This window comes from Primorskyibacter flagellatus, from assembly GCF_014638275.1.
Taxonomy (GTDB): domain Bacteria; phylum Pseudomonadota; class Alphaproteobacteria; order Rhodobacterales; family Rhodobacteraceae; genus Pseudooceanicola; species Pseudooceanicola flagellatus_A.
In genome coordinates, this window is sequence record NZ_BMFJ01000002.1 from 336256 (window position 1) to 355018 (window position 18763).

Annotated in this window: 22 protein-coding genes; 7 read left to right on the forward strand and 15 right to left on the reverse strand. The window is 66.2% G+C overall.

Annotated elements, in window-relative coordinates; all coding sequences use genetic code 11:
* Positions 1 to 64: 64 nt before the first annotated feature.
* From IEV87_RS15865 to IEV87_RS15885, 5 genes are all read right to left on the reverse strand, one after another.
* Positions 65 to 1630, reverse strand: a complete 1566-nt coding sequence (locus IEV87_RS15865; RefSeq protein WP_188478805.1) for an ABC transporter substrate-binding protein — start codon at positions 1628 to 1630, stop codon at positions 65 to 67.
* 73 nt (positions 1631 to 1703) lie between these two features.
* Positions 1704 to 2723: an ABC transporter ATP-binding protein gene (locus IEV87_RS15870; protein ID WP_188478806.1), complete on the reverse strand. Its 1020-nt coding sequence runs from the start codon at positions 2721 to 2723 to the stop codon at positions 1704 to 1706.
* The gene (locus tag IEV87_RS15875) at positions 2720 to 3724 is read right to left on the reverse strand and encodes an ABC transporter ATP-binding protein (RefSeq protein ID WP_188478807.1); all 1005 of its coding nucleotides are present in this window, start codon (positions 3722 to 3724) and stop codon (positions 2720 to 2722) included. Before IEV87_RS15875 ends, IEV87_RS15870 begins: the two co-directional genes overlap by 4 nt.
* Entirely contained in the window at positions 3721 to 5256 is a 1536-nt protein-coding gene (locus IEV87_RS15880; protein ID WP_188478808.1) for an acyl-CoA carboxylase subunit beta, read from the reverse strand. Before IEV87_RS15880 ends, IEV87_RS15875 begins: the two co-directional genes overlap by 4 nt.
* Before the next feature lie 175 nt (positions 5257 to 5431).
* On the reverse strand, positions 5432 to 5806 hold the full coding sequence (locus IEV87_RS15885) for a hypothetical protein (RefSeq protein WP_188478809.1): 375 nt from the start codon (positions 5804 to 5806) through the stop codon (positions 5432 to 5434).
* A 100-nt stretch (positions 5807 to 5906) separates the two neighbouring features.
* On the opposite strand from IEV87_RS15885, the gene cobO reads away from it, so the two are divergent.
* Together cobO and IEV87_RS15895 are read left to right on the forward strand one after the other, a co-directional pair.
* On the forward strand, positions 5907 to 6515 hold the full coding sequence (cobO, locus tag IEV87_RS15890) for a cob(I)yrinic acid a,c-diamide adenosyltransferase (RefSeq protein WP_188478810.1): 609 nt from the start codon (positions 5907 to 5909) through the stop codon (positions 6513 to 6515).
* A gap of 106 nt (positions 6516 to 6621) precedes the next feature.
* Positions 6622 to 7758, forward strand: a complete 1137-nt coding sequence (locus IEV87_RS15895; protein WP_188478811.1) for a 2OG-Fe(II) oxygenase family protein — start codon at positions 6622 to 6624, stop codon at positions 7756 to 7758.
* Between the two features lie 58 nt (positions 7759 to 7816).
* Here the strand turns inward: IEV87_RS15895 and IEV87_RS15900 are convergent, their stop codons facing one another.
* From IEV87_RS15900 to IEV87_RS15920, 5 genes are all read right to left on the reverse strand, one after another.
* Entirely contained in the window at positions 7817 to 8374 is a 558-nt protein-coding gene (locus IEV87_RS15900; RefSeq protein WP_188478812.1) for a F0F1 ATP synthase subunit B, read from the reverse strand.
* 3 nt (positions 8375 to 8377) lie between these two features.
* A complete protein-coding gene (locus IEV87_RS15905) occupies positions 8378 to 8932 on the reverse strand; it encodes a F0F1 ATP synthase subunit B' (protein ID WP_188478813.1) in 555 nt (184 codons plus the stop codon).
* A 128-nt stretch (positions 8933 to 9060) separates the two neighbouring features.
* Complete coding sequence (locus IEV87_RS15910; RefSeq protein ID WP_011048925.1) at positions 9061 to 9285, reverse strand: F0F1 ATP synthase subunit C; 225 nt, start codon at positions 9283 to 9285, stop codon at positions 9061 to 9063.
* Between the two features lie 49 nt (positions 9286 to 9334).
* Complete coding sequence (locus IEV87_RS15915) at positions 9335 to 10105, reverse strand: F0F1 ATP synthase subunit A (protein ID WP_188478814.1); 771 nt, start codon at positions 10103 to 10105, stop codon at positions 9335 to 9337.
* Positions 10095 to 10436: an AtpZ/AtpI family protein gene (locus IEV87_RS15920; RefSeq protein WP_188478815.1), complete on the reverse strand. Its 342-nt coding sequence runs from the start codon at positions 10434 to 10436 to the stop codon at positions 10095 to 10097. Before IEV87_RS15920 ends, IEV87_RS15915 begins: the two co-directional genes overlap by 11 nt.
* 273 nt (positions 10437 to 10709) lie before the next feature.
* On the opposite strand from IEV87_RS15920, the gene IEV87_RS15925 reads away from it, so the two are divergent.
* Positions 10710 to 11054: an ArsR/SmtB family transcription factor gene (locus IEV87_RS15925; protein WP_188478816.1), complete on the forward strand. Its 345-nt coding sequence runs from the start codon at positions 10710 to 10712 to the stop codon at positions 11052 to 11054.
* Here the strand turns inward: IEV87_RS15925 and IEV87_RS15930 are convergent.
* The 4 genes from IEV87_RS15930 to IEV87_RS15945 all read right to left on the reverse strand — a co-directional run bounded on the left by IEV87_RS15930 (position 11023) and on the right by IEV87_RS15945 (position 14213).
* Positions 11023 to 11868, reverse strand: a complete 846-nt coding sequence (locus IEV87_RS15930; protein ID WP_188478817.1) for a transglutaminase-like domain-containing protein — start codon at positions 11866 to 11868, stop codon at positions 11023 to 11025. The genes IEV87_RS15925 and IEV87_RS15930 overlap by 32 nt on opposite strands.
* Before the next feature lie 54 nt (positions 11869 to 11922).
* The gene (locus tag IEV87_RS15935; protein ID WP_229737657.1) at positions 11923 to 12810 is read right to left on the reverse strand and encodes a DMT family transporter; all 888 of its coding nucleotides are present in this window, start codon (positions 12808 to 12810) and stop codon (positions 11923 to 11925) included.
* Entirely contained in the window at positions 12807 to 13691 is an 885-nt protein-coding gene (locus IEV87_RS15940; protein WP_188478818.1) for a LysR family transcriptional regulator, read from the reverse strand. Before IEV87_RS15940 ends, IEV87_RS15935 begins: the two co-directional genes overlap by 4 nt.
* A gap of 84 nt (positions 13692 to 13775) precedes the next feature.
* Positions 13776 to 14213: an NUDIX domain-containing protein gene (locus tag IEV87_RS15945; RefSeq protein WP_188478819.1), complete on the reverse strand. Its 438-nt coding sequence runs from the start codon at positions 14211 to 14213 to the stop codon at positions 13776 to 13778.
* A 55-nt stretch (positions 14214 to 14268) separates the two neighbouring features.
* On the opposite strand from IEV87_RS15945, the gene IEV87_RS15950 reads away from it, so the two are divergent.
* The gene (locus IEV87_RS15950) at positions 14269 to 15534 is read left to right on the forward strand and encodes a DNA polymerase IV (protein WP_188478820.1); all 1266 of its coding nucleotides are present in this window, start codon (positions 14269 to 14271) and stop codon (positions 15532 to 15534) included.
* A 13-nt stretch (positions 15535 to 15547) separates the two neighbouring features.
* On the opposite strand, the gene IEV87_RS23000 is transcribed toward IEV87_RS15950, so the two are convergent.
* On the reverse strand, positions 15548 to 15679 hold the full coding sequence (locus IEV87_RS23000) for a hypothetical protein (protein WP_269902652.1): 132 nt from the start codon (positions 15677 to 15679) through the stop codon (positions 15548 to 15550).
* Positions 15680 to 15781: 102 nt separating this feature from the next.
* Between IEV87_RS23000 and IEV87_RS15955 the strand changes: the two genes are divergently transcribed.
* The 3 genes from IEV87_RS15955 to IEV87_RS15965 all read left to right on the forward strand — a co-directional run bounded on the left by IEV87_RS15955 (position 15782) and on the right by IEV87_RS15965 (position 18762).
* Positions 15782 to 16660, forward strand: coding sequence for a LysR family transcriptional regulator (locus IEV87_RS15955; protein WP_188478821.1), 879 nt, complete (start codon positions 15782 to 15784; stop codon positions 16658 to 16660).
* 99 nt (positions 16661 to 16759) lie between these two features.
* Complete coding sequence (locus IEV87_RS15960) at positions 16760 to 18298, forward strand: RdxA/RdxB/FixG family protein (protein WP_188478822.1); 1539 nt, start codon at positions 16760 to 16762, stop codon at positions 18296 to 18298.
* Positions 18295 to 18762 carry a FixH family protein gene (locus tag IEV87_RS15965; protein ID WP_188478823.1) on the forward strand — a complete coding sequence of 156 codons (468 nt, stop codon included), beginning with the start codon at positions 18295 to 18297 and terminating at the stop codon, positions 18760 to 18762. The genes IEV87_RS15960 and IEV87_RS15965 overlap by 4 nt, the downstream gene beginning before the upstream one ends.
* Position 18763: the final 1 nt, after the last annotated feature.

Below are 18763 nucleotides of genomic sequence, written 5' to 3' on the forward strand. Positions count from 1 at the left end.
GCCCCTGCCTGGATGGTCGCATGTCCGGGCGCATCGCCTGCGCCCGGACCGTTTCAGACGATGCTCAGCCGAGCGTCACGTCGCGGAACTTCGGCTTGCCAAGCAGGTTCGCCTTGAAGTTCTGCACCCTGTCCGTGGTCGCATCGACCTCGTACCGGATCGACAGCGGGATACAGAGCGCGGCTTCCATCGCCAGCTTCTGCACCGTGGACAGCGCCGCCGCCCGTTCTGCCTGGTCGTTCGATTCCCGGCTTTTCTGAAGCGCGGCGTCATAGCCTTCCGGCGGCGCGACCCGGCCCGGATTGTAGTAGGACGTCTGCCCGTACATCAGCGCGTAGGTCAGGCTCGGGTCGGGGCGTCCGGTCCAGGCCGACATCAGCAGGTCGCCCACCTTCTCGTCCCCGAAGAACCGGCCCGAGGCTTCGGAGATCGGCGCATTGGTGAACCGTCCCTTCACGCCGATCTTGGCCCATTGCGCCAGCAGGAATTCCTGCCGCTGCACCGACCCCTGATCGGGATACCCCCGCATGTCGAGCTCGATCCCGTCGGCGAAACCGGCCTCCTCCATCAGCTTCTTCGCGGCATCCACGTCGAAGGTCGTGACGGCGGCGGCCTCTTCGGACCAGGCCCAGTGCGCCTTGGGCAGGTTCATGTAGGCCGGTTCGCCGACCCCCGCCTGCGTCACCTGCACATAGGCGTCCCGGTCGATGGCCAGTGACATGGCGCGCCGCACCCGGACATCCTGCAGCGGACCGCGGGCCGAGTTCAGGTAGACCTGATAGATATAGAGCGTCGGCCCCGCCACCAGCGTCAGGTTCGGCATCTTGTCGACCAGCTGCTGCTGCCGTTCGTCCAGCTGATAGGCCAGATCGACCTGACCGGACTGGATCGCCCGCAGGCCCGTTGCCGCCTCGGGGATGACGTTCAGGACGATGCCGTCGACGCCGGGGATGCCTTCGCGCCAGTGATCGGCGAACCGTTCGCCCGACACCTTCTCGTTGTCGGTCCAGCCGGTGAAGGTCCAGGGCCCGGTGCCGACCGGCGCGCGGTCCACATTCGCCTCCGGATCGTTGTTCAGCGCCTGCGGCGACACCATCATGCCGGCGCGGTCCGACAGGATCAGCGGCAGCGCCGTGTCGGGCGCCGACAGCGTCAGCGTTACCGTCAGCTCATCGGTCGCCTGCACCTCGGACACGTTGGCGAGGTCCTTCTTGATGTTGGACAGCTGCGCCGTGCGGTTGCGGTCGAGGTTGAACTTCACCGCCTCCGCGTTGAAGGGCGATCCGTCGTGGAAGGTCACGCCCTCCTGCAGCTTCAGTACCAGCGTCGTCGGGTCGGTGAAGTCCCAGCTCGCCGCCAGCCCCGGCTTCGGCGCCAGCGTCTCGGGTTCCCAGTCCACCAGCGTGTCGTAGAAGTTGTACAGGAACACGTGGTCCGACCCCGCGCCGCCGGTGGCGGGATCAAGGCTCGACGGGTTCGAATTGGCGCGGATCCGCAGCACGTTTCCGTCCTGGGCAAAGGCCCCGCGCGGCAGCAGGCCGATGGCCGCGGCCCCCGCCATGCCCGCGAGCACCTGGCGTCGCCGCAGCGGGGGCAGCGTGTTGATGATTTCCTCGGGTCGTTTTGTCATGACGTCATCCTCCAATATTCGTCACAAGGTCTTCTTGGCTTTCGCCGTCCTCCGGCCGGGTTGCCCCGGCTTCTCACGTTGCGGGGACCGCGCCGTCCGCAGGCAGCGGGGGCGGGCCGTCGGGGGTGGTATGATGGCAGGCGACGCGGTGATCCGGCCGGACCTCGCGCCACTCCGGCGCCTGTGTCGAGCAGATCTCCGTCGCCCATGGGCAGCGGGTGTGAAAGCGGCAGCCGGAGGGCGGGTTCACCGGACTTGGAATGTCCCCCTCCAGCACCATCCGACGGCGGTGGCGCAAATGGGCCGGCAGCGGCTGCGGTTCCGCCGAGAGCAGCGCGATCGTGTAGGGATGCAGCGGCGCGTCGATCACGCCCTCTGTCGGCCCCAGTTCGACGAACTGGCCAAGATAGGTCACGGCGATCCGGTCGCTGATCTGCGCCACCACCGAAATGTCATGCGCGATAAACGCGTAGGCCACGCCGAGGCTGTCCTGCAATTCCTTGAAGAGGTTCAGGATTTCGCCCCGGATCGACACGTCCAGCGCCGCCACCACCTCGTCGCAGACGATCAGCCGGGGGTCCAGCGGCAGTACACGCGCGATGTTCACCCGCTGCTTCTGCCCGCCGGAAAGCTCGTGCGGATAGCGCTGCGCCATGTCGCGCCGCAGCCCGACCTTTTCCAGCGCGGTGAGGGCGGTATCCCGCATTTCTGCCTTGCTGCGGCCGCCCGCGATGCGCATCGGTTCGGTCAGACTGTCAAGGATCGTCATCCGCGGATTGAGCGCCGCGTTCGGGTCCTGAAAGATCATCTGGAACCGCCGCCGCGCCACTCGCCAGTCGCCGCGCGACATCCCCGCCCGGTCGGCCCCGTCGAAGGTCAGGCTCCCGCTCGTCGGGTCCAGCAGCCCGACCAGGGTGCGCCCGACGGTCGATTTGCCCGACCCGCTTTCACCGATAACGCCAAAGGTCTCTCCGGGCCGGATCTCGAAACTGACGCCGTCCACCGCCCGCACTTCCTCCGTCCCGTCGAGGCTGGGGAAACGGACGGTGAGATCGCGGACCTCGATCACCGGGGCATCATCGGCACGGCTCATGCGGGCACCTCCGCCACCGCCCCGTCCAGCGACAGTTCATCGGCGCGGATACAGCGCACCCGACGCTCCGCCCCGGCAAAGCGCAGCTCCTGCGGACGACCGCAGACCTCCACCGCATGCGGGCAGCGCGGCGCGAACCGACACCCCTCGGGCATCGCCAGCGGAGCGGGAACCCGGCCGGGGATATAGGCGAACCGCCCCTTTTCCTTGTTGAAATGCGGCAGCGACCGCAACAGGCCCGAGGTATAGGGATGCAGCGGCGATACCAGCGCGGCATCGACCGGCGCGTCCTCCACGATCTCTCCGGCATACATGGTGATCATGCGCTGGCAGGTCTCCGCCACCACGCCGAGGTCATGGGTGATGAACAGCAGCGCCGTCCCCGTCTCCTCCGACAGCCGGGTGAGCAGTTCCATGATCTGCGCCTGGATCGTCACGTCCAGCGCGGTGGTCGGTTCATCCGCGATGATGAGGTCCGGACGGTTGATCAGGGCCATCGCGATCATCACCCGCTGCCGCATCCCGCCCGACAGCTGATGCGGATATTCGTCATGCCGCTTGGCCGGGGCCGGAATCCCGACCTCTGCCAGCGCCTCGATTACCCGCGCGCGCTCCTCCGCGCGGGGCAGCGTTTCATGAAGCCGCAGCGCCTCCGCGATCTGTTCGCCGACGGTAAAGACCGGGTCCAGCGCGCTCATCGGTTCCTGGAAGATCATCGCGATCTTCTTGCCGCGCATCCGCCGCACTTCGTTGCGGGAGGCGCGCGCCATGTCGACACCGTCCAGCGTGATCCGCCCGCCGATCCGCGCCGTGCCGGGCAGCAGCCGCATCAGCGACAGGCCCGTCACCGACTTGCCGCAGCCGGATTCCCCGACCAGCCCGACCCGCTCGCCGCGACCGATCCGGAAGGTCACGTCCCGCACGATCGGCAGGGCGGGCTGTCCGCGCCGCCCGCTGAACCCGATCGACAGGTCCTGCACGTCGAGTATGGGCGCGCTCATGGCCGGTACCTCACGGCAGGGGCGTCGCGCAGGTTGCGACGCTGTGCGAGATGGATGAAGTCCACCAGATGCGCACGGGTCTCCGCCGGGTCGATGATTTCCTCCACACCGAAGGCCTCCGCCGTCCGGAAGGGGGAACGCAAAGCCTCAAGCCGGTCCGTGATCTCGGCCATCTTGGCGTCCCGGTCCGGCGCGGCGTCCAGTTCGGCCCGGTAGGCCGCCTCGATCCCGCCCTCCAGAGGGATGGAGCCCCAATCCCCCGAGGGCCACGCCACCCGGTGCCGGAACCCTTCCGGGTTCATATGCGCCGCCCCCGCCACGCCAAAGCACTTGCGCACCAGCACCGACATGACCGGCACCGTGGCGCGGTAGACGGCGGCAATCGCCCGCGCGCCCCGGCGGATCGTTCCGGCGGCCTCGGCCTCCGGCCCGATCATGAAGCCGGGGATGTCGACGAAATGCACCACCGGCAGACGGAAGGTTTCGGCAAGGTCGAGGAAACGCGCGACCTTGTCGCAGGTATCCGCCGACCATCCGCCACCGTATATGTTCGGGTCCGAGGCAAGCACGGCAACCGGAAAACCGTCGATACGGGCGAAGGCGGTGATCGTGGCGCGGCCGAACTTCGGTGCCATCTCGAACACCGATCCCGGGTCCATCGTGCGGGTCAGCACGTCGCGCATCCGGTAGGTGCGGCGGCGATCGGCGGGCACAATGTCGCGCAGGGTTTCGTCCGCCGCGACCCGCGCCCCGGCGCCGCGCGGCAGCCCCTCCCCAACCGAGGAGGGCAGGTAGGACAGGAAGGTCCGCGCCGCGGCAAAGGCGGCTTCCTCGTCCTCCACCACCAGATCCGCCGCGCCGGCCTTTTCATGCACCGACGGCCCGCCAAGCCGGTCCTTGTCCGTGTCGATCCCGATGCGCTTCACCACCGGCGGCCCGGCAATGAACATGTGCGAGGTCGACCGGGTCATCACCGTCAGGTGCGCAGACACCGCGCGGGCGGAGGCGATACCCGCCACAGACCCCAGCACCAGCGCCACCACCGGCACCGTTTCAAGGTTGCGGATCACCGAATCCCAGGCCGGGTTGGCAGGGACATAGGTGCGCCCCATGGCTTCAACCGTGCGCACCGACCCTCCGGTGCCGTCGATCAGGCGGACCAGCGGCAGGCGCAGGCTCCACGCCATTTTCTCCGCCTGCACGACCTTCTCGCGGATCGAGGCATCGGCCGCCCCGCCCCGTACGGTGAAGTCGTCGGCGGTGACAACCACGTCCCGCCCGTCGATCCGGGCACGGCCGAAGATGAAGTTCGCGGGCGACAGCGACAAGAGCGCGCCGTCCTCGCCATAGCGGGCCGAGCCGCTGATGCTGCCGATCTCCCGGAATGTTCCGTCATCGCAGAGCCGGTCGATCCGGGTGCGGGCGTCGAGCTTGCCGCGCGCATGGTGCCGCGCGACCTTCTCTTCCCCGCCCATGGCCAAAGCTTCCGCACGCCGCTGTCGCAGCTGCCCAAGCCCGTCCGAGCTGTCCATGACTCTCCTCCCACGCGGCACTTGAGCCGCACCGGGACCGTCACATTGACCGGATTTTTTGTCAACAATTAACATGATTGGCGAAAATGACCGGTCGTTTTCCGCGACCCGAAGGGGGCTTTGCCCCCTCGGCGCGATGCGCCTCACCCCCAGGATTTATTGGGCAAGATGAAGATCAGGGGCAGGTCCGCCGGACCGGAACCCGCAGCCCGCGCCGTCCGACAAGTACCGCGTCGACCTCGCAGGCGGGATGCGCAGCGGCGGAGCAGGACAGCGCCCCGACCAGCACCGCCGCATCGCCGGCGATGCGCCTGACCCGGCACCCGCTGGCCTGCTGCATCGCCATCGCCGCGCGCCCGGCGAGCGGCCCGACCCGGGGGGCGTACTGGCGGTTGGTGCGCACGGCCTGCGCCTGATCGCCCTTGAGGTGAACGGTGAAGGAGGATCCTTCGACCACATGCCGCGACACCTCTGCCCCGCCGAACCCGCGCGTCGGCGCATCGCAGGCGGCGAGGAGCAGACAGGCGGTGAAGAGTACCGGGATTCGCATGGCGCCACTCTGCCCGCTGCGTGGTTAACGAAGCCTTACCGCCCCTTGCCCGCCCTGCCCCGTCACGCTACCCCTGAGACCGCAGTCCGAGGAGAGCGCCATGACCACCGATGCCGACCGCCACGCCGCCAAGATGGCCAAGAAAAAGGCCGCGCGGGACAAGATCATGGCCACCAAGACCGACGAGAAGGGGCTGGTGATCGTGCATACCGGCAAGGGCAAGGGAAAGTCCTCTGCCGCCTTCGGCATGATTTTTCGCTGCATTGCCCACGACATGCAGTGCGCCGTCGTCCAGTTCATCAAGGGCGGCATGTCGACCGGAGAGCGCGACCTGATCCTGTCCCGGTTCCAGGACATCTGTGCCTTTCACACCATGGGCGAGGGCTTCACCTGGGAAACCCAGGACCGCACCCGCGACACGGAGATGGCGCAGGCCGCCTGGTCCAGGGCAAAGGACCTGATCCGCGACCCCGCCAACCGCATGGTGCTGCTGGACGAGATCAACATCGCGCTGCGGTATGACTACATCGACATCGCAGAGGTGGTGGCCTTTTTGAAAGAGGAAAAGCCGCCGATGACCCACGTCGTCCTGACCGGTCGCAACGCCCATGACGACCTGATCGAGGCGGCCGATCTGGTGACCGAGATGGAACTGGTGAAACACCCTTTCCGGTCGGGCATCAAGGCGCAGATCGGGGTGGAGTTCTGACAACAGTCTGATGACAAAAACGTCAGCATCGAAAAGTCCTATGCGGGTGTATGCTGAATGTGTCGTGCCGTGACCGCGCCGGTTTGGGCACCTGTTTCGGTTTGACATGACCCCAGACATTGCCCGTCTCGTCAGGCTGTCGCCCGGCGATCCTGCGCCGATGTTCGTCCAGAATGCCACCACCAGCCAGAAATATCGTCTTGCCAGCGCTGCTGGTCGGTATCTCGTGCTCTGCTTCCTGGGCGGTGCCACCAATCCCGCAGCCGCTGCCGCTCTTGCCGCCGTACAGGCGCGGCCTGACCTGTTCAACGACACCCATGCCAGCTTTTTCGGTGTCACTGTGGACCCGGATGATCAGCGCCTGCAGCGGGTGACCAGCCGTATTCCCGGAATTCGGCATTTCTGGGATTTCAACTTCAGTGCAAGTACCCTGTACGGCGCGGCCCCCGCACAGCCGGTGACCGGCCCTCTCCGATACACGCAACAATGGGTGGTCATCGACCCGGAACTCAGGATCATCGCCACGCTGCCCTTCGACAGTGAAGGCCGCCACCTGACCGCCATTATCGAACTCGTTTCGGCACTGCCCGCTCCGCACGTGCACACGGGACAGGAGATCATGGCGCCTGTCCTGTATCTTCCCCGAGTCTTCGAACCTGACCTGTGCGACAGGCTTATGCATGTTTATGACACACAAGGCGGCCAGGACAGCGGCTTCATGCGCGAGGTCGGCGGCCGGACCGTCGGCGTCTCTGACCACAGTTTCAAGAGCCGCAAGGATTGCGTGCTGTCCGATCAGGACCTCATTTCGGCGGCGCAGGACAGGATCCGCCGCCGCATCGTTCCGCAGATCGCCAAGGCGCACCAGTTCCATGTCACCCGGATGGAACGATACATCGTCGCCTGTTACGCCGCCGAGGACGGTGGCCATTTCGCCGCACATCGCGACAACACCACCGCCGGGACGGCGCACCGGCGCTTCGCCGTTTCGATCAACCTCAACGACGATTTCGATGGTGGAGAGGTCAGCTTTCCGGAATACGGCCCGCGCAGCTTCAAGGCGCCGGCAGGCGGGGCGGTGGTATTTTCCTGTTCACTCCTGCACCGCGTGAGCCGCGTCGAACATGGCCGGCGCTATGCCTTCCTGCCGTTCCTGTATGACGAGGCCGCGGCGCAGATCCGGACTCGCAACGCCTCATTGATCGGAGAGGCGGAGGTCCGCCCCGATCCTACGGCAGCATGAAGGACGCAAAAGGCCCGGAAGAGTCCTCCGGGCCTCATTTGTGAGACAATAGCGTGGCTCAGTGCAGCTTGGCGGACACCGTGTCGATCGCGTCATCGATCATCTTGTTCGCATCGGCGGCCTTGACCTGACCGGCGATGACCTCGCGCGCGGCGGCGACGGCGATCACGACCGCCTGATCGCGCACTTCCTTGACCGCGGAGGCCTCGGCCGAGGCGATCTGGTCTTCGGCGGCGGCAAGACGGCGGGCGATGGAGACCTCGAGGTCCTTCTTCGCCTGCGTGGCCGCTTCGGCCGCTTCGGTCTTGGCGGTGGCGACGATGCGGTCGGCCTGGGCCTGGACCTCTTTATGCTTGCGCTCGTAGGAGGCCAGCAGCGCCTGTGCTTCTTCACGCAGAGACTTGGCTTCGTCCAGCTCCGCCTTGATCTGGTCCGCGCGCTTGTCGAGCATGCCGCCGATCATCCCGGGCACGCCGAAGTAGATCAGCACGACCACGAACAGGATGAATGCCAGCAACACGATGAAATCGGTGTTGTGCAGCGAGAAGAAGGGACCGGTCGCAGCGGCGGCGGGCGATGCGGCCAGCAGGGCGGCGAGGATGGTGGCAATACGCATGGCTCAGCCTTTCATCCGCGAGGTCACGGCCTTGGAGACAGCCGCATCGTCCGCCGAGAAACCCAGCCCCGCGACGATGGCGGCGGCGGTGTCCTTGGCGACGGTTTCGATATTGGTGATCGCATCGGCCTTGATGGCCGCAATCGCCTTTTCGCCCTCGGCTGCCTTGGCGGCGATTTCCGCATCCGCCTTGGCGGTCGCGGCGTCGAGGTCGGCCTGAATTTCGGCACGGGTCTCGGCGACGATCTTGTTCGCCTCCACACGCGCGTCGGCGAGGGCCTTGTCATAGGCGGCCTCGGCGTCCTTGGCCTTCTGCTTCAGGTCCTCGGCGGCGGCGATGTCGTTGGTGATCGTACCGGCGCGTTCGGCCAGAACCGCACCGATCCTCGGCAGGGCCACGCGGGACAGGATGAAGTAGATCGCGGCGAGCGCGATGATCAGCCAGAAGATCTGGTTGCCCCAGTGGTCGAAGTTCAGCTGCGGCATGCCCGGCGCGCTGGCACCGTGTTCCGCGACGCCGGTGGCATCGGCAAGCCCGTCTCCGGTAGATGTGGCCATGTCGTCCTCCGTCGGACTGGGTGAATGTCGGTCGGTCTTTCCCGGTGGTCAGGACGGAACCTCCGTCCGGGGACGCATCGGGCGGGACCGCAAAGCCCCGCCCCTGCGTAAGGAGCTGATCGCTGGTCTTAGACGGCGAACATCAGCAGCAGCGCGACGAGGAACGCGAAGATCCCGAGCGCTTCTGCGAAGGCGATGCCGATGAAGAGCGTGGCGGTCTGCGAGGCAGCCGCGGAGGGGTTGCGCAGGGCGCCGGCGAGGAAGTTGCCTGCCACGTTGCCCACACCGATTGCGGCAGCGCCGGAACCGATTGCTGCGAGGCCTGCGCCGATGTGTGCGAGATCGCCTTCCATGATGTATCTCCTTACGATGTCTGGAAAGTTTCGATTGAAGGTTCGGACCTTAGTGACCCGGATGCAGCGCATCCTTGAGATAGACACAGGTCAGAATGGTGAAGACGTAGGCCTGGATGAAGGCCACGAGGACCTCCAGCCCGTACATCGCGGTGATCGCGACGATGGAGACCGGAGAAATGATCGCGATGGCGGCAAAGCCCGCGAAGACCTTGATCACCGCGTGGCCCGCCATGACGTTGCCGGCAAGACGGATGGAGTGGCTGACCGGACGCACGAAGTACGAGATCAGCTCGATCACCGCGAGGATCGGGCGCAGCGGCAGCGGGGCCGAGGACACCCAGAACAAGTTCAGGAAATGCGCGCCGTTCTTCATGAAACCGTAGATCGTCACGGTCAGGAACACAGCCAGCGCCAGAACCACCGTCACCGCGAAATGCGAGGTCGTGGTGAAGGACATCGGCAGCAGGCCGAGGAAGTTGGCGAAGACGATGAACATGAACAGCGTCATGACATAAGGAAAGAAGGGCACGGCATCCTTGCCGGCGACATCCTCGACCATCTTGTAGACGAAGCCATAAGCCATTTCGGCAATCGACTGGCCCTTGGTCGGGATCGTCGCGCGGCGCGAGGTCATCATGACCATCAGCGCAAACACCGCGAGAACGGCCAGCGCCATCCAGAGCGTCACGTTGGTGATGGTGTACCAGTGGACCTCGCCTTCGCCGAACAGCGGCTTGACGATGAACTGGTCCATCGGGTGGAAGACCAGCCCGCCGCCTTCTGCGCCATGATCCGCCGCTGCCGTCTCAGTCGCCATTCCGGTCCCCTTCGTGTCCCGCCGGGCCGTCGCCCGCCGCATGGTCCTTGCCGAACTCTGCCGCCGTCCGCATCATCGTCTTGATGCCCGCGGCCAGGCCCAGCATTGTAAATATCACCATCAGGATCGGCAGCGTGCCAAACAGCACATCCAGCCCGTACCCGATGCCGAAGCCGATCCCGAGACCGGCGACGAGTTCGATCACCATCCGCCAGCCCTGACTGGCCGCGGAATAGTGTTCGTCCCCGCGGGGTTTCGGCGCCTGCGTCTTCTTCATCGCGGCGATCCTGTCCTCGAGTTCGGCAAGCCGCTTCGGATCGGGATCGGACACCTTCTTCCCCTTCGGAAAAGTCCCCGGTTTGGTATGCGGGGACGGGCCATTCGTCAAGGCGAGTCTTTTTCGACCGTTCATTGGGTCAACTCATTGTTTTTTGAGTATTTTTGGCAAGATGAAGGTAGGCGCCCCCATGCGGTCGAAACGCGGATGTGCCGTTTCGTGGCTGTGGATGCATATTCAACTTCATGGTTGAATCTGAACCCTGACGCCGCGCAAAGCTTAACCGCGTGGTTGACCGTCGGCGCGTTCCGCCCCCAGATGAGCGGCATGAGCGACCCTCTCGACACTGTCTTCGCCGCCCTCGCCGACCCGACCCGCCGGTCGATCCTCGCCATGCTGCTGGAGGACGACATGGCCGTGACCGACGTGGCCGAACCGTTCGACATGTCGCTGGCCGCGATCTCCAAGCACCTCGTCATCCTGACCCGCGCCGGTCTGATCGCGCAGGAGAAACGCGGCCGGGTCAAATGGTGCAAGCTGGAGCCGGGCGCGATGAAGGCGGCCTCTGTCTGGATGCAGGGCTTCGGTCAGTTCGAGCCGGTGAACCTCGACGCGTTCGAACGATTTCTGGAGGCTGAATTCAGCCCAGAAGATCGTAACCGCGAAGAGTGATGGTCACATCGTCGGTGACGAGGGCACGCCCCTCGCCCAGCCAGACCGCCGGAATGATCAGCCGGGTGTCCACGACTCCGAGCGCCGGAAGGCTCCACCCCATGGAATGCGCGAAGGGGAGGCGCACGCCCGGTTTCGGGTTCAGCCCCGGTTCGATCCGGGACCGCCCCATCTTGAGGTGGTGGGCGATGTCCCATTCCTGGCAGACGCCGTCATGCCGGGTCACGACCCAGCAATGTCCGTCCACTGCATGGCTGCGCTTTTCCTCGGGGATGAAGTAGCCCGTGACATAGCCCGCCTCGTACCCCGCGCCGCGCAGCAGGGCGATGAGGTAGAGGTCGATGTCGACGCAGGACCCGGTGGTCAGGCTGCAGATCTGCGGGACCTCGTCGGTGTCGTCGTAGAACCGCTGCTCCGGGTGGCCGTAACTGAACAGCGCCGCGCAGGACTGGACCAGGGTTGACAGCCCCGCGGCCCCGCCCCCGGCCTCTGCCGAAATCCGGCGCGCGTCGTCACGAAGGTCGCCGGCCATGCGCGTGTAGCGGCTGTCGCGCGGCACGAACATCGTGTCCGGATAGGCCGGCCCGCCCGCGACAAAGCGCGTCTCGACCGTCACCGCATCGCTGTCGGGAGCGAGAACCAGCACATGCTGGCCGTTCAGCGGGTCCGACGCGACGGAGACCTGCGCGCCGGTGACGGTCGTTTCGACCGGCGCGGCATGCGGCGTGGCCAGCCCCGCCGGAACGACCAGCCGCGCCCCGTCGAACGGCGGGGTCAGGTCATCGATGCGAAGGATCAGGGCAATGTCGGTCATACTGTCCGGTTCCGTAGCCCGGTTCCGTGACGGGGTGATTACGACCGGGGTCCCCTATTCTTTCAGCAGCAGCCAGAGCGAAAGCACCGTCATCGCCACCCCCGCGAGCACCGCAACCGGCGGCACCCCGTTGCCCTTGGCGATTTCCCACAGGATCACCCAGCTTGGCACGAGATAGGTGTAGGCCATCACCTTCGCCGAGGGCAGGCGGAGCGAGGCGTATTGCATCAGCACGAAGGTTACGGCTGACGCGAACACCGCCACGTAGAGGATCGTCACCCAGACGATGCCCGGCAGCGCGGCCCAGTCTGTCGACATGATGTCCGAGGCTCCGTAAAGCGCGACCAGCAGACAGGCCGCGCAGAGCATGCCGAAGGTGAAGACGATCGGCGGCTCTCCCCTGTTCAGCTTGGGTACCAGCGGCGTGTAGAGCGCATGGGCCACGCAGCCCCAGAAATAGATCCATTCGCCGCGCCCGATCTCGAACCGCATCAGCGCGGCGACATCGGCCCGGAAGATCACCCAGACCGCCCCCGCCGCGCCGATGGTCAGCGCCAGCGCCATGCGCGGGGTGGTGATCTGGCGCAGCAGCAGCCAGCCGAAGCCCGCCGCCATCACCGGCACCAAGGTGAACACCGCCGAGGCGGAGACAGCGTTGGCCGTCTTCAGCCCGTGGAACATCAGCACGAAGTAGCATGACAGAACACCACCCATGACCGCATAGCGCCAGGGAGCTCGGAAGGCCGACCGCGGGATCCCCGTCGTCGCCAGCGCCGCCGCCCCGACAAGGCAGGCCGCGATCAGGAAGCGCACCGCGTTCAGCGCCGCGGGCGCGATATGCGGCGCCGCCAGGACGCCGAGCGAGAAGGACCCCGCGACGAGGCAGGAGAACAGCAGCATCGCGAGGTGACCGCGCATGGCCGCAGAGCCTGTCCCGGTCATTCCTCTTCGTTCCGCAGGTGCTTCGTGTGTTCCTTGAGGTATTTCAGGAAGGTCTGCACCTTGTTGGTCCGGTGCAGGTCCATGTGTGTGACCAGCCACAGCCGGCTGTCCCATTCCGCAAGCGGCGGATGCACTTGCACGAGGTCGCGGCTGCCGCATTCGAAGGTCCTGAGGAAGCCGAGCCCGATACCGTCCATGATCGCCTGCCGGTTCGCCTCGTTGTCGCCGGAGCGGAAGATCACCTGCCGTTCCGGGATGTTGTCGCGCATCCAGCGGGCGAAGGGCGCGCGGCTGGCCGGATCGTCGGAGCCGACGAAGCGGTGCCCCTCCATCGCCGTGGGGATCGTCGGCATTCCGTATTTCTCGACGTAATCCTTGCTGCCATAGATCGCGAACTGCAGCCGCATGAAGGGCTGGACCACGTTGTCGGGCTGGCTTGGCGGGCTGCCGGCGCGGATCGCGACATGGGCCTCGCCGTATTCCAGCCGGAACAGCCGGGCGGATGTCAGGTAGCGCAGGATCACGTCCGGATAGTCGCGCTGGAATCGCGATAGGACCGGCACCATGAATTCCGACAGCCCCCCGATGGTGGTTACGACAAGCTCACCCGACACGTCGCTGCCGCGCCCCCGGATGCGCCCCGAAAGCTGAGAGAACTGGTCGTCCGTCGCCTGCGCCACGCGCAAGAGGTCCTGCCCCGCTTCGGTCGGCGTGTAACCCCGCGCATGGCGCTGGAACAGCTTTACGCCAAGCCGCCCTTCAAGCGCGTCGATATGGCGGATGACGGTGGCATGGTGCACGCCCAGCACCTCCGCCGCTCCGGAAACGGTGCCAAGCCGGGCGACCTGAAAGGCAGTGCGGATTTCGTCCCAGTTATCCATGATGTGTCTGCGCGCTGAGGAACCTTGTCGCGCAACACAATTCCCTTTCGTGCGCATATGCAAGGGGGCACCGGTGACGGGGGATCAATTGGTCTGGTCGGGCCCGCCCCTGTGATGCAGAAAATCGGCCAATCGGTCGGCGAAGTGCGGAATGGCCAGCGCGTGCGCCGCATAGTCGGCCGGGGACATCAGCGCCCAGCCCTGCCCTTCGTCGCCGAAGACGATATGCTGGTCGTGCCCCGCGACCAGTTCCGCAGCGAAGAAAACCGACATGCCGCGCGACCCGGTCACACACATACGCCAGACCAGATCCTCGGGCGAGAGCCGCAGGCCAAGCTCCTCCTCCGTTTCGCGCAGAACGCAGGCCTCTGCCGTTTCCGCCCCCTCGCGCCCGCCGCCGGGAAAGTCGAGGTGCCCGGGCCACAGGATGTCCGGCCTGTCGTCCCGCCGGATCACCAATAGCTGCCCGCCGATCAGCAGGATCAGCTTGGCGCCTCCGAAGCTGGTGTGGTCTGTCTCCATGCCGCGGCTTATACTGGTCCCGCGCACCAATTGCGACGCCTGCCGGACCCCCCCCATGGACGCCCTCTGCCGCGACTGCCTGACCATCTTCACCGCCCGCGCCGGCGACATGCTGCGCTGCCCGGCCTGCCGCAGCCCGCGCTGCATCGCGCATGAAGAACTGTTTTCCCTGTCGATCGCGCATATGGACTGCGACGCCTTCTATGCCTCTGTCGAGAAGCGGGACAATCCGGCGCTTGCGACCAAGCCCGTCATCATCGGCGGCGGCAAGCGCGGAGTGGTGTCGACCGCCTGCTACATCGCGCGGATCAGGGGCGTGCGCTCGGCCATGCCGATGTTCCAGGCGCTGAAGCTCTGCCCCGAGGCGGTCTTCATCAAGCCCCGCATGTCCGCCTATGTGGAGGCGTCGAAAGCCATCCGCGACATGATGGAGGAGATGACACCGGCCATCGAGCCCCTGTCGCTGGACGAGGCCTTCATCGACCTGACCGGCACCGCCCGCCTGCACGGCCACCCCCCGGCCTTCATGCTGGCGCGACTGGTGCGGCGGATGCGCACCGAACTGGGGCTGACCGGGTCGGTCGGACTGAGCCACAACAAGTTTCTGGCCAAGGTCGCCTCCGACCTCGACAAGCCGCACGGGTTTTCCGTGATCGGACAGGCCGAAACCCCTGCTTTCCTGCGGGACAAGCCCGTCCGTATGATCTGGGGCGTCGGTGCGGCGGCGCAGGCGACGCTGGAAAAGGCCGGGATCCGCACCTTCACCGACCTGCTGAGATGGGATCACGCCGATCTGGTCGCCCGCTTCGGGTCGCTTGGCGACCGGCTTTACCACCTCGCGCGCGGGCAGGACCGGCGGCGGGTGTCGGCCCATGCGCCGGTCAAGTCGATCTCCAAGGAGACGACCTTCAACGAGGATACCGGCGACGCGGACCTGCTGGACGGCCATATCTGGCGGCTGGCCGAACAGGTGGCGGACCGCGCCAAGGCGAAGGCACTGGCGGGGCGGGTCGTGGTGCTGAAGCTGAAGCGCGCGGATTTCTCCACCATCTCGCGCCGGGTGTCGGTGCGCGACCCCGCGCAGCTGGCAGACGTGATCTACCGCACCGCGCGGAGCCTGTTCGACGGCGTGGGACCCGAAGGCCCGTATCGCCTGATCGGGGTCGGCATCTCGGACCTCGTCCCCGAAGGCCACGGGGGTACCTCGGGGGACCTGCTCGACCCGGATGCCGCACGCCGGGGACGCGCCGAACGTGCCACGGATGAAATCCGCAAGCGGTTCGGCCCCGACGCGATCCTCAAGGGGCGCAGCCTGCGCTAGGCCGCAGCCCGCATCAGAATTCCTTGGGCGGATCGATCCAGTGCCCGGCAGGGTTCCAGCGGCGCGGCTGCTTTTCGACGGAACGGACCTTCGGCTGGTTCATCCGGGCGGCGGTGATGAAAGTTCTTGCATAGATACCAAGCATGGGGACCTCCTGCCTTGGCGTTTCCTGATGCAACAAACATGGACCTTTCCCGAACGCGATGCTAATCAGGAATTCCGACCCAATGTAAGGTGAACTTACGACATGGACTGGGCCGCCCTGCCCCCGCTTACCGCGCTTCGCGCATTCGCCGCCTATGCCGACACCGGGTCGATGACAGAGGCTGGGGCGCGGCTGAACGTGTCCCACGCCGCGGTCAGCCAGCAGATCAAGGGGCTGGAGGATCACCTCGGCCTCTCCCTGCTTGACCGGGCGCGGGGCGGCGGGGCGCTGACGCCGGAAGGGCGGGTGCTGGCCGAAACCGCGCTGGAAGGCTTCTCCGCCATAGCCCGGCTCGCCGCGGAACTGACCGGCAAGGACGCCGAACGGCCCGTGCAGATTTCGACCACACCGACCTTCGCCTCCGCGTGGCTGATGCCGCGCCTCGCCCGGTTCCGCCAGAAGCACCCCGACATCTCCCTGATGGTCGACCCCTCGCCCGAGCTGCGCGACATCAAGCCGGGCGGGCTGGACATGGCGTTGCGCTACGGGTCCGGCAACTGGCCGGGGCTGGAGGCCGAGCTGGTTGTCGAGACCCCGATCGCCGTCGTCGCCTCTCCGGACCTTGTCGGCACGAGCGACTATGCCTCCCCCTCCGACCTGACGAATTTCCACTGGTTGCAGGAGCTTGGCACCAACGAAGCCTCGGACTTCCTGGAGCAGAACGGCGCGGTTCTGAACAAGGCGCGGGGTCTTACCTCCATGCCCGGCAACCTCGTGGTGGAAGCCGCCCGCTCCGGTCAGGGGGTCGCCGTCTCTGCCCGCGCCTTCCTGGAACCCGACATCCAGTCCGGTCGCCTGCGCCTGCTGTTCGAAGACACGCGGAAGAAGGGTTATTTCCTCGTCTACCGTCCCGGTGTCATGCGCCCCTCTGCCCGCGCGTTCTACCGCTGGCTGGTGAGCGAGGCGGCGTCGTTGAAATAGACGGATCCGCAGCTCAGGATTTGACACAGGTCAAGGTCGCACCGCCCCGCCCCTGCGAGAAGCATTCCGGAAACACGATACAACCGGAGTGAGTCGCCCGTGGCCACCACAGACCAGAACCAGCCGGAGCAGCTTTATGCCGCGCGTGAACCGATTTTCCCGCGCCGTGTCTCGGGCCGGTTCCGCAGCCTGAAATGGGTTATCATGGCGGTGACGCTCGGCATCTACTACCTGACGCCATGGATCCGCTTCGACCGCGGCCCGAACCTGCCGGATCAGGCGGTGCTGGTGGACCTTGCCAACCGCCGGTTCTTTTTCTTCTGGATCGAAATCTGGCCGCACGAATTCTACTTCGTCGCGGGCCTGCTGGTCATGGCGGGGCTTGGCCTGTTCCTCTTCACCTCCGCGCTTGGCCGGGTCTGGTGCGGTTACACCTGCCCGCAGACCGTCTGGACCGACCTCTTCATCCTGGTCGAACGCTGGATCGAGGGCGACCGGAACGCCCGCCTGCGCCTGCACCGCCAGAAATGGGACCTGCGCAAGGCCCGGCTGCGCCTGACCAAATGGGTTGCCTGGCTGCTGATCGGCCTCGCCACCGGCGGGGCGTGGGTGTTCTACTTCGCCGATGCGCCGACCCTGCTGCGGGACATCGTGACGCTCTCCGCGCACCCGGTCGCCTATTCCACGATCTTCGTGCTGACGATGACTACTTTCCTTTTCGGGGGTTTCGCGCGCGAACAGATCTGCATCTACGCCTGCCCCTGGCCCCGCATCCAGGCCGCGATGATGGACGAGGACACGATCACCGTCGCCTACCGAGAATGGCGCGGGGAGCCGCGCGGCAAGGGCAAACGCCGCGAGATCGCGATTCCCGATCAGGTCACCTATGCCGCCGGAGAGAAACACGGCGGCACCTCCCCTCTCATCCCGATGCCCGGCATGCCGCGCGGCACCGGCAAACCGGCGACGCAGAGCCTTGGCGACTGCATCGTCTGCAACGCCTGCGTCAACGTCTGCCCCATGGGCATCGACATTCGCGACGGGCAGCAGCTGGCCTGCATAACCTGCGCGCTCTGCATCGACGCCTGCGACGACGTCATGGACAAGATTGGCAAGCCGCGCGGGCTGATCGGCTACATGGCGCTGACCGACGAACAGGCCGAACGCGCCGGGGCAGAGCCGCGCGCCATCTGGAAACACATCCTGCGGCCGCGTACGATCATGTACACCGTTCTTTGGGCACTGGTCGGACTGGGCCTCGTCTTCGCGCTGTTCATCCGGCCCGAGATCGATATGACCGTCGCCCCCGTGCGCAACCCGACCTTCGTCACCCTGTCGGACGGGTCGATCCGCAACACCTACGACATCCGCCTGCGCAACAAGCACGGAGAGGACCGCCCCTTCCGCCTGACGGTCAAGGGCGATCTGGCGCTGCACATCTCGCTTGAGGGCACGCCCTACGAAACCGTCACCGTGCCCGCCGATTCCGCCCTGCTTCAGCGGGTCTATGTCACCGCCCCGCCCGACTCGGTTCCCGCCGGGGCCGAGCGCACCGCATTCCGCTTCTGGGCAGAGGACACGGCCAGCGGCGAACGCGCCAGCAAGGACACCATCTTCAACGGGAGAGCCAACAGATGACCACCGCCGACACCACCTTCCGGTTGAAGGGCTGGCATGTCCTGACCGGCTTCGTTTCCGCCTTCGCGATCATCATCACGGTCAACGTCTACATGGCGAGCAGGGCGATCGGCACCTTCCCGGGACTGGAGGTGAAGAACTCCTACGTCGCCAGCCAGGAATTCGACCGCCGGCGCGCGCAGCAGGAGGCGCTTGGCTGGACGGTATTCGCCGACTGGACGGGCGGCATGGTGCATCTGTCGATCACCGATGCCGACGGCCCGGTCCGGGTGAAGGACCTGCACGCCGTGGTCGGCCGCGCCACCCAAGTCGCCGACGACGTGGAGCCGGTCTTCGCCTTCAACGGCCAGACCTACGAGGCCCCGCTCGACCTCGGCCCCGGCAACTGGAACATCCGCATGACGGCCGTGGCCGAAGACGGCACCGAATTCGTCCGGCGCGTCATCCTGCATGTGAAACGCTGAG

Bases quoted from the DNA above. Each gene is read 5' to 3' on its own strand.
- IEV87_RS15880 (WP_188478808.1), bottom strand. From the start codon at position 5,256: ATGGACAGCTCGGACGGGCTTGGGCAGCTGCGACAGCGGCGTGCGGAA.
- IEV87_RS15940 (WP_188478818.1), bottom strand. From the start codon at position 13,691: ATGGATAACTGGGACGAAATCCGCACTGCCTTTCAGGTCGCCCGGCTT.
- IEV87_RS23000 (WP_269902652.1), bottom strand. From the start codon at position 15,679: ATGCTTGGTATCTATGCAAGAACTTTCATCACCGCCGCCCGGATGAAC.
- IEV87_RS15935 (WP_229737657.1), bottom strand. From the start codon at position 12,810: ATGACCGGGACAGGCTCTGCGGCCATGCGCGGTCACCTCGCGATGCTG.
- IEV87_RS15905 (WP_188478813.1), bottom strand. From the start codon at position 8,932: ATGGCCACATCTACCGGAGACGGGCTTGCCGATGCCACCGGCGTCGCG.
- IEV87_RS15895 (WP_188478811.1), top strand. From the start codon at position 6,622: ATGACCCCAGACATTGCCCGTCTCGTCAGGCTGTCGCCCGGCGATCCT.
- IEV87_RS15875 (WP_188478807.1), bottom strand. From the start codon at position 3,724: ATGAGCGCGCCCATACTCGACGTGCAGGACCTGTCGATCGGGTTCAGC.
- IEV87_RS15870 (WP_188478806.1), bottom strand. From the start codon at position 2,723: ATGAGCCGTGCCGATGATGCCCCGGTGATCGAGGTCCGCGATCTCACC.
- IEV87_RS15945 (WP_188478819.1), bottom strand. From the start codon at position 14,213: ATGGAGACAGACCACACCAGCTTCGGAGGCGCCAAGCTGATCCTGCTG.
- IEV87_RS15885 (WP_188478809.1), bottom strand. From the start codon at position 5,806: ATGCGAATCCCGGTACTCTTCACCGCCTGTCTGCTCCTCGCCGCCTGC.
- IEV87_RS15955 (WP_188478821.1), top strand. From the start codon at position 15,782: ATGGACTGGGCCGCCCTGCCCCCGCTTACCGCGCTTCGCGCATTCGCC.
- IEV87_RS15965 (WP_188478823.1), top strand. From the start codon at position 18,295: ATGACCACCGCCGACACCACCTTCCGGTTGAAGGGCTGGCATGTCCTG.
- IEV87_RS15925 (WP_188478816.1), top strand. From the start codon at position 10,710: ATGAGCGACCCTCTCGACACTGTCTTCGCCGCCCTCGCCGACCCGACC.
- IEV87_RS15900 (WP_188478812.1), bottom strand. From the start codon at position 8,374: ATGCGTATTGCCACCATCCTCGCCGCCCTGCTGGCCGCATCGCCCGCC.
- cobO (WP_188478810.1), top strand. From the start codon at position 5,907: ATGACCACCGATGCCGACCGCCACGCCGCCAAGATGGCCAAGAAAAAG.
- IEV87_RS15930 (WP_188478817.1), bottom strand. From the start codon at position 11,868: ATGACCGACATTGCCCTGATCCTTCGCATCGATGACCTGACCCCGCCG.
- IEV87_RS15910 (WP_011048925.1), bottom strand. From the start codon at position 9,285: ATGGAAGGCGATCTCGCACACATCGGCGCAGGCCTCGCAGCAATCGGT.
- IEV87_RS15915 (WP_188478814.1), bottom strand. From the start codon at position 10,105: ATGGCGACTGAGACGGCAGCGGCGGATCATGGCGCAGAAGGCGGCGGG.
- IEV87_RS15950 (WP_188478820.1), top strand. From the start codon at position 14,269: ATGGACGCCCTCTGCCGCGACTGCCTGACCATCTTCACCGCCCGCGCC.
- IEV87_RS15865 (WP_188478805.1), bottom strand. From the start codon at position 1,630: ATGACAAAACGACCCGAGGAAATCATCAACACGCTGCCCCCGCTGCGG.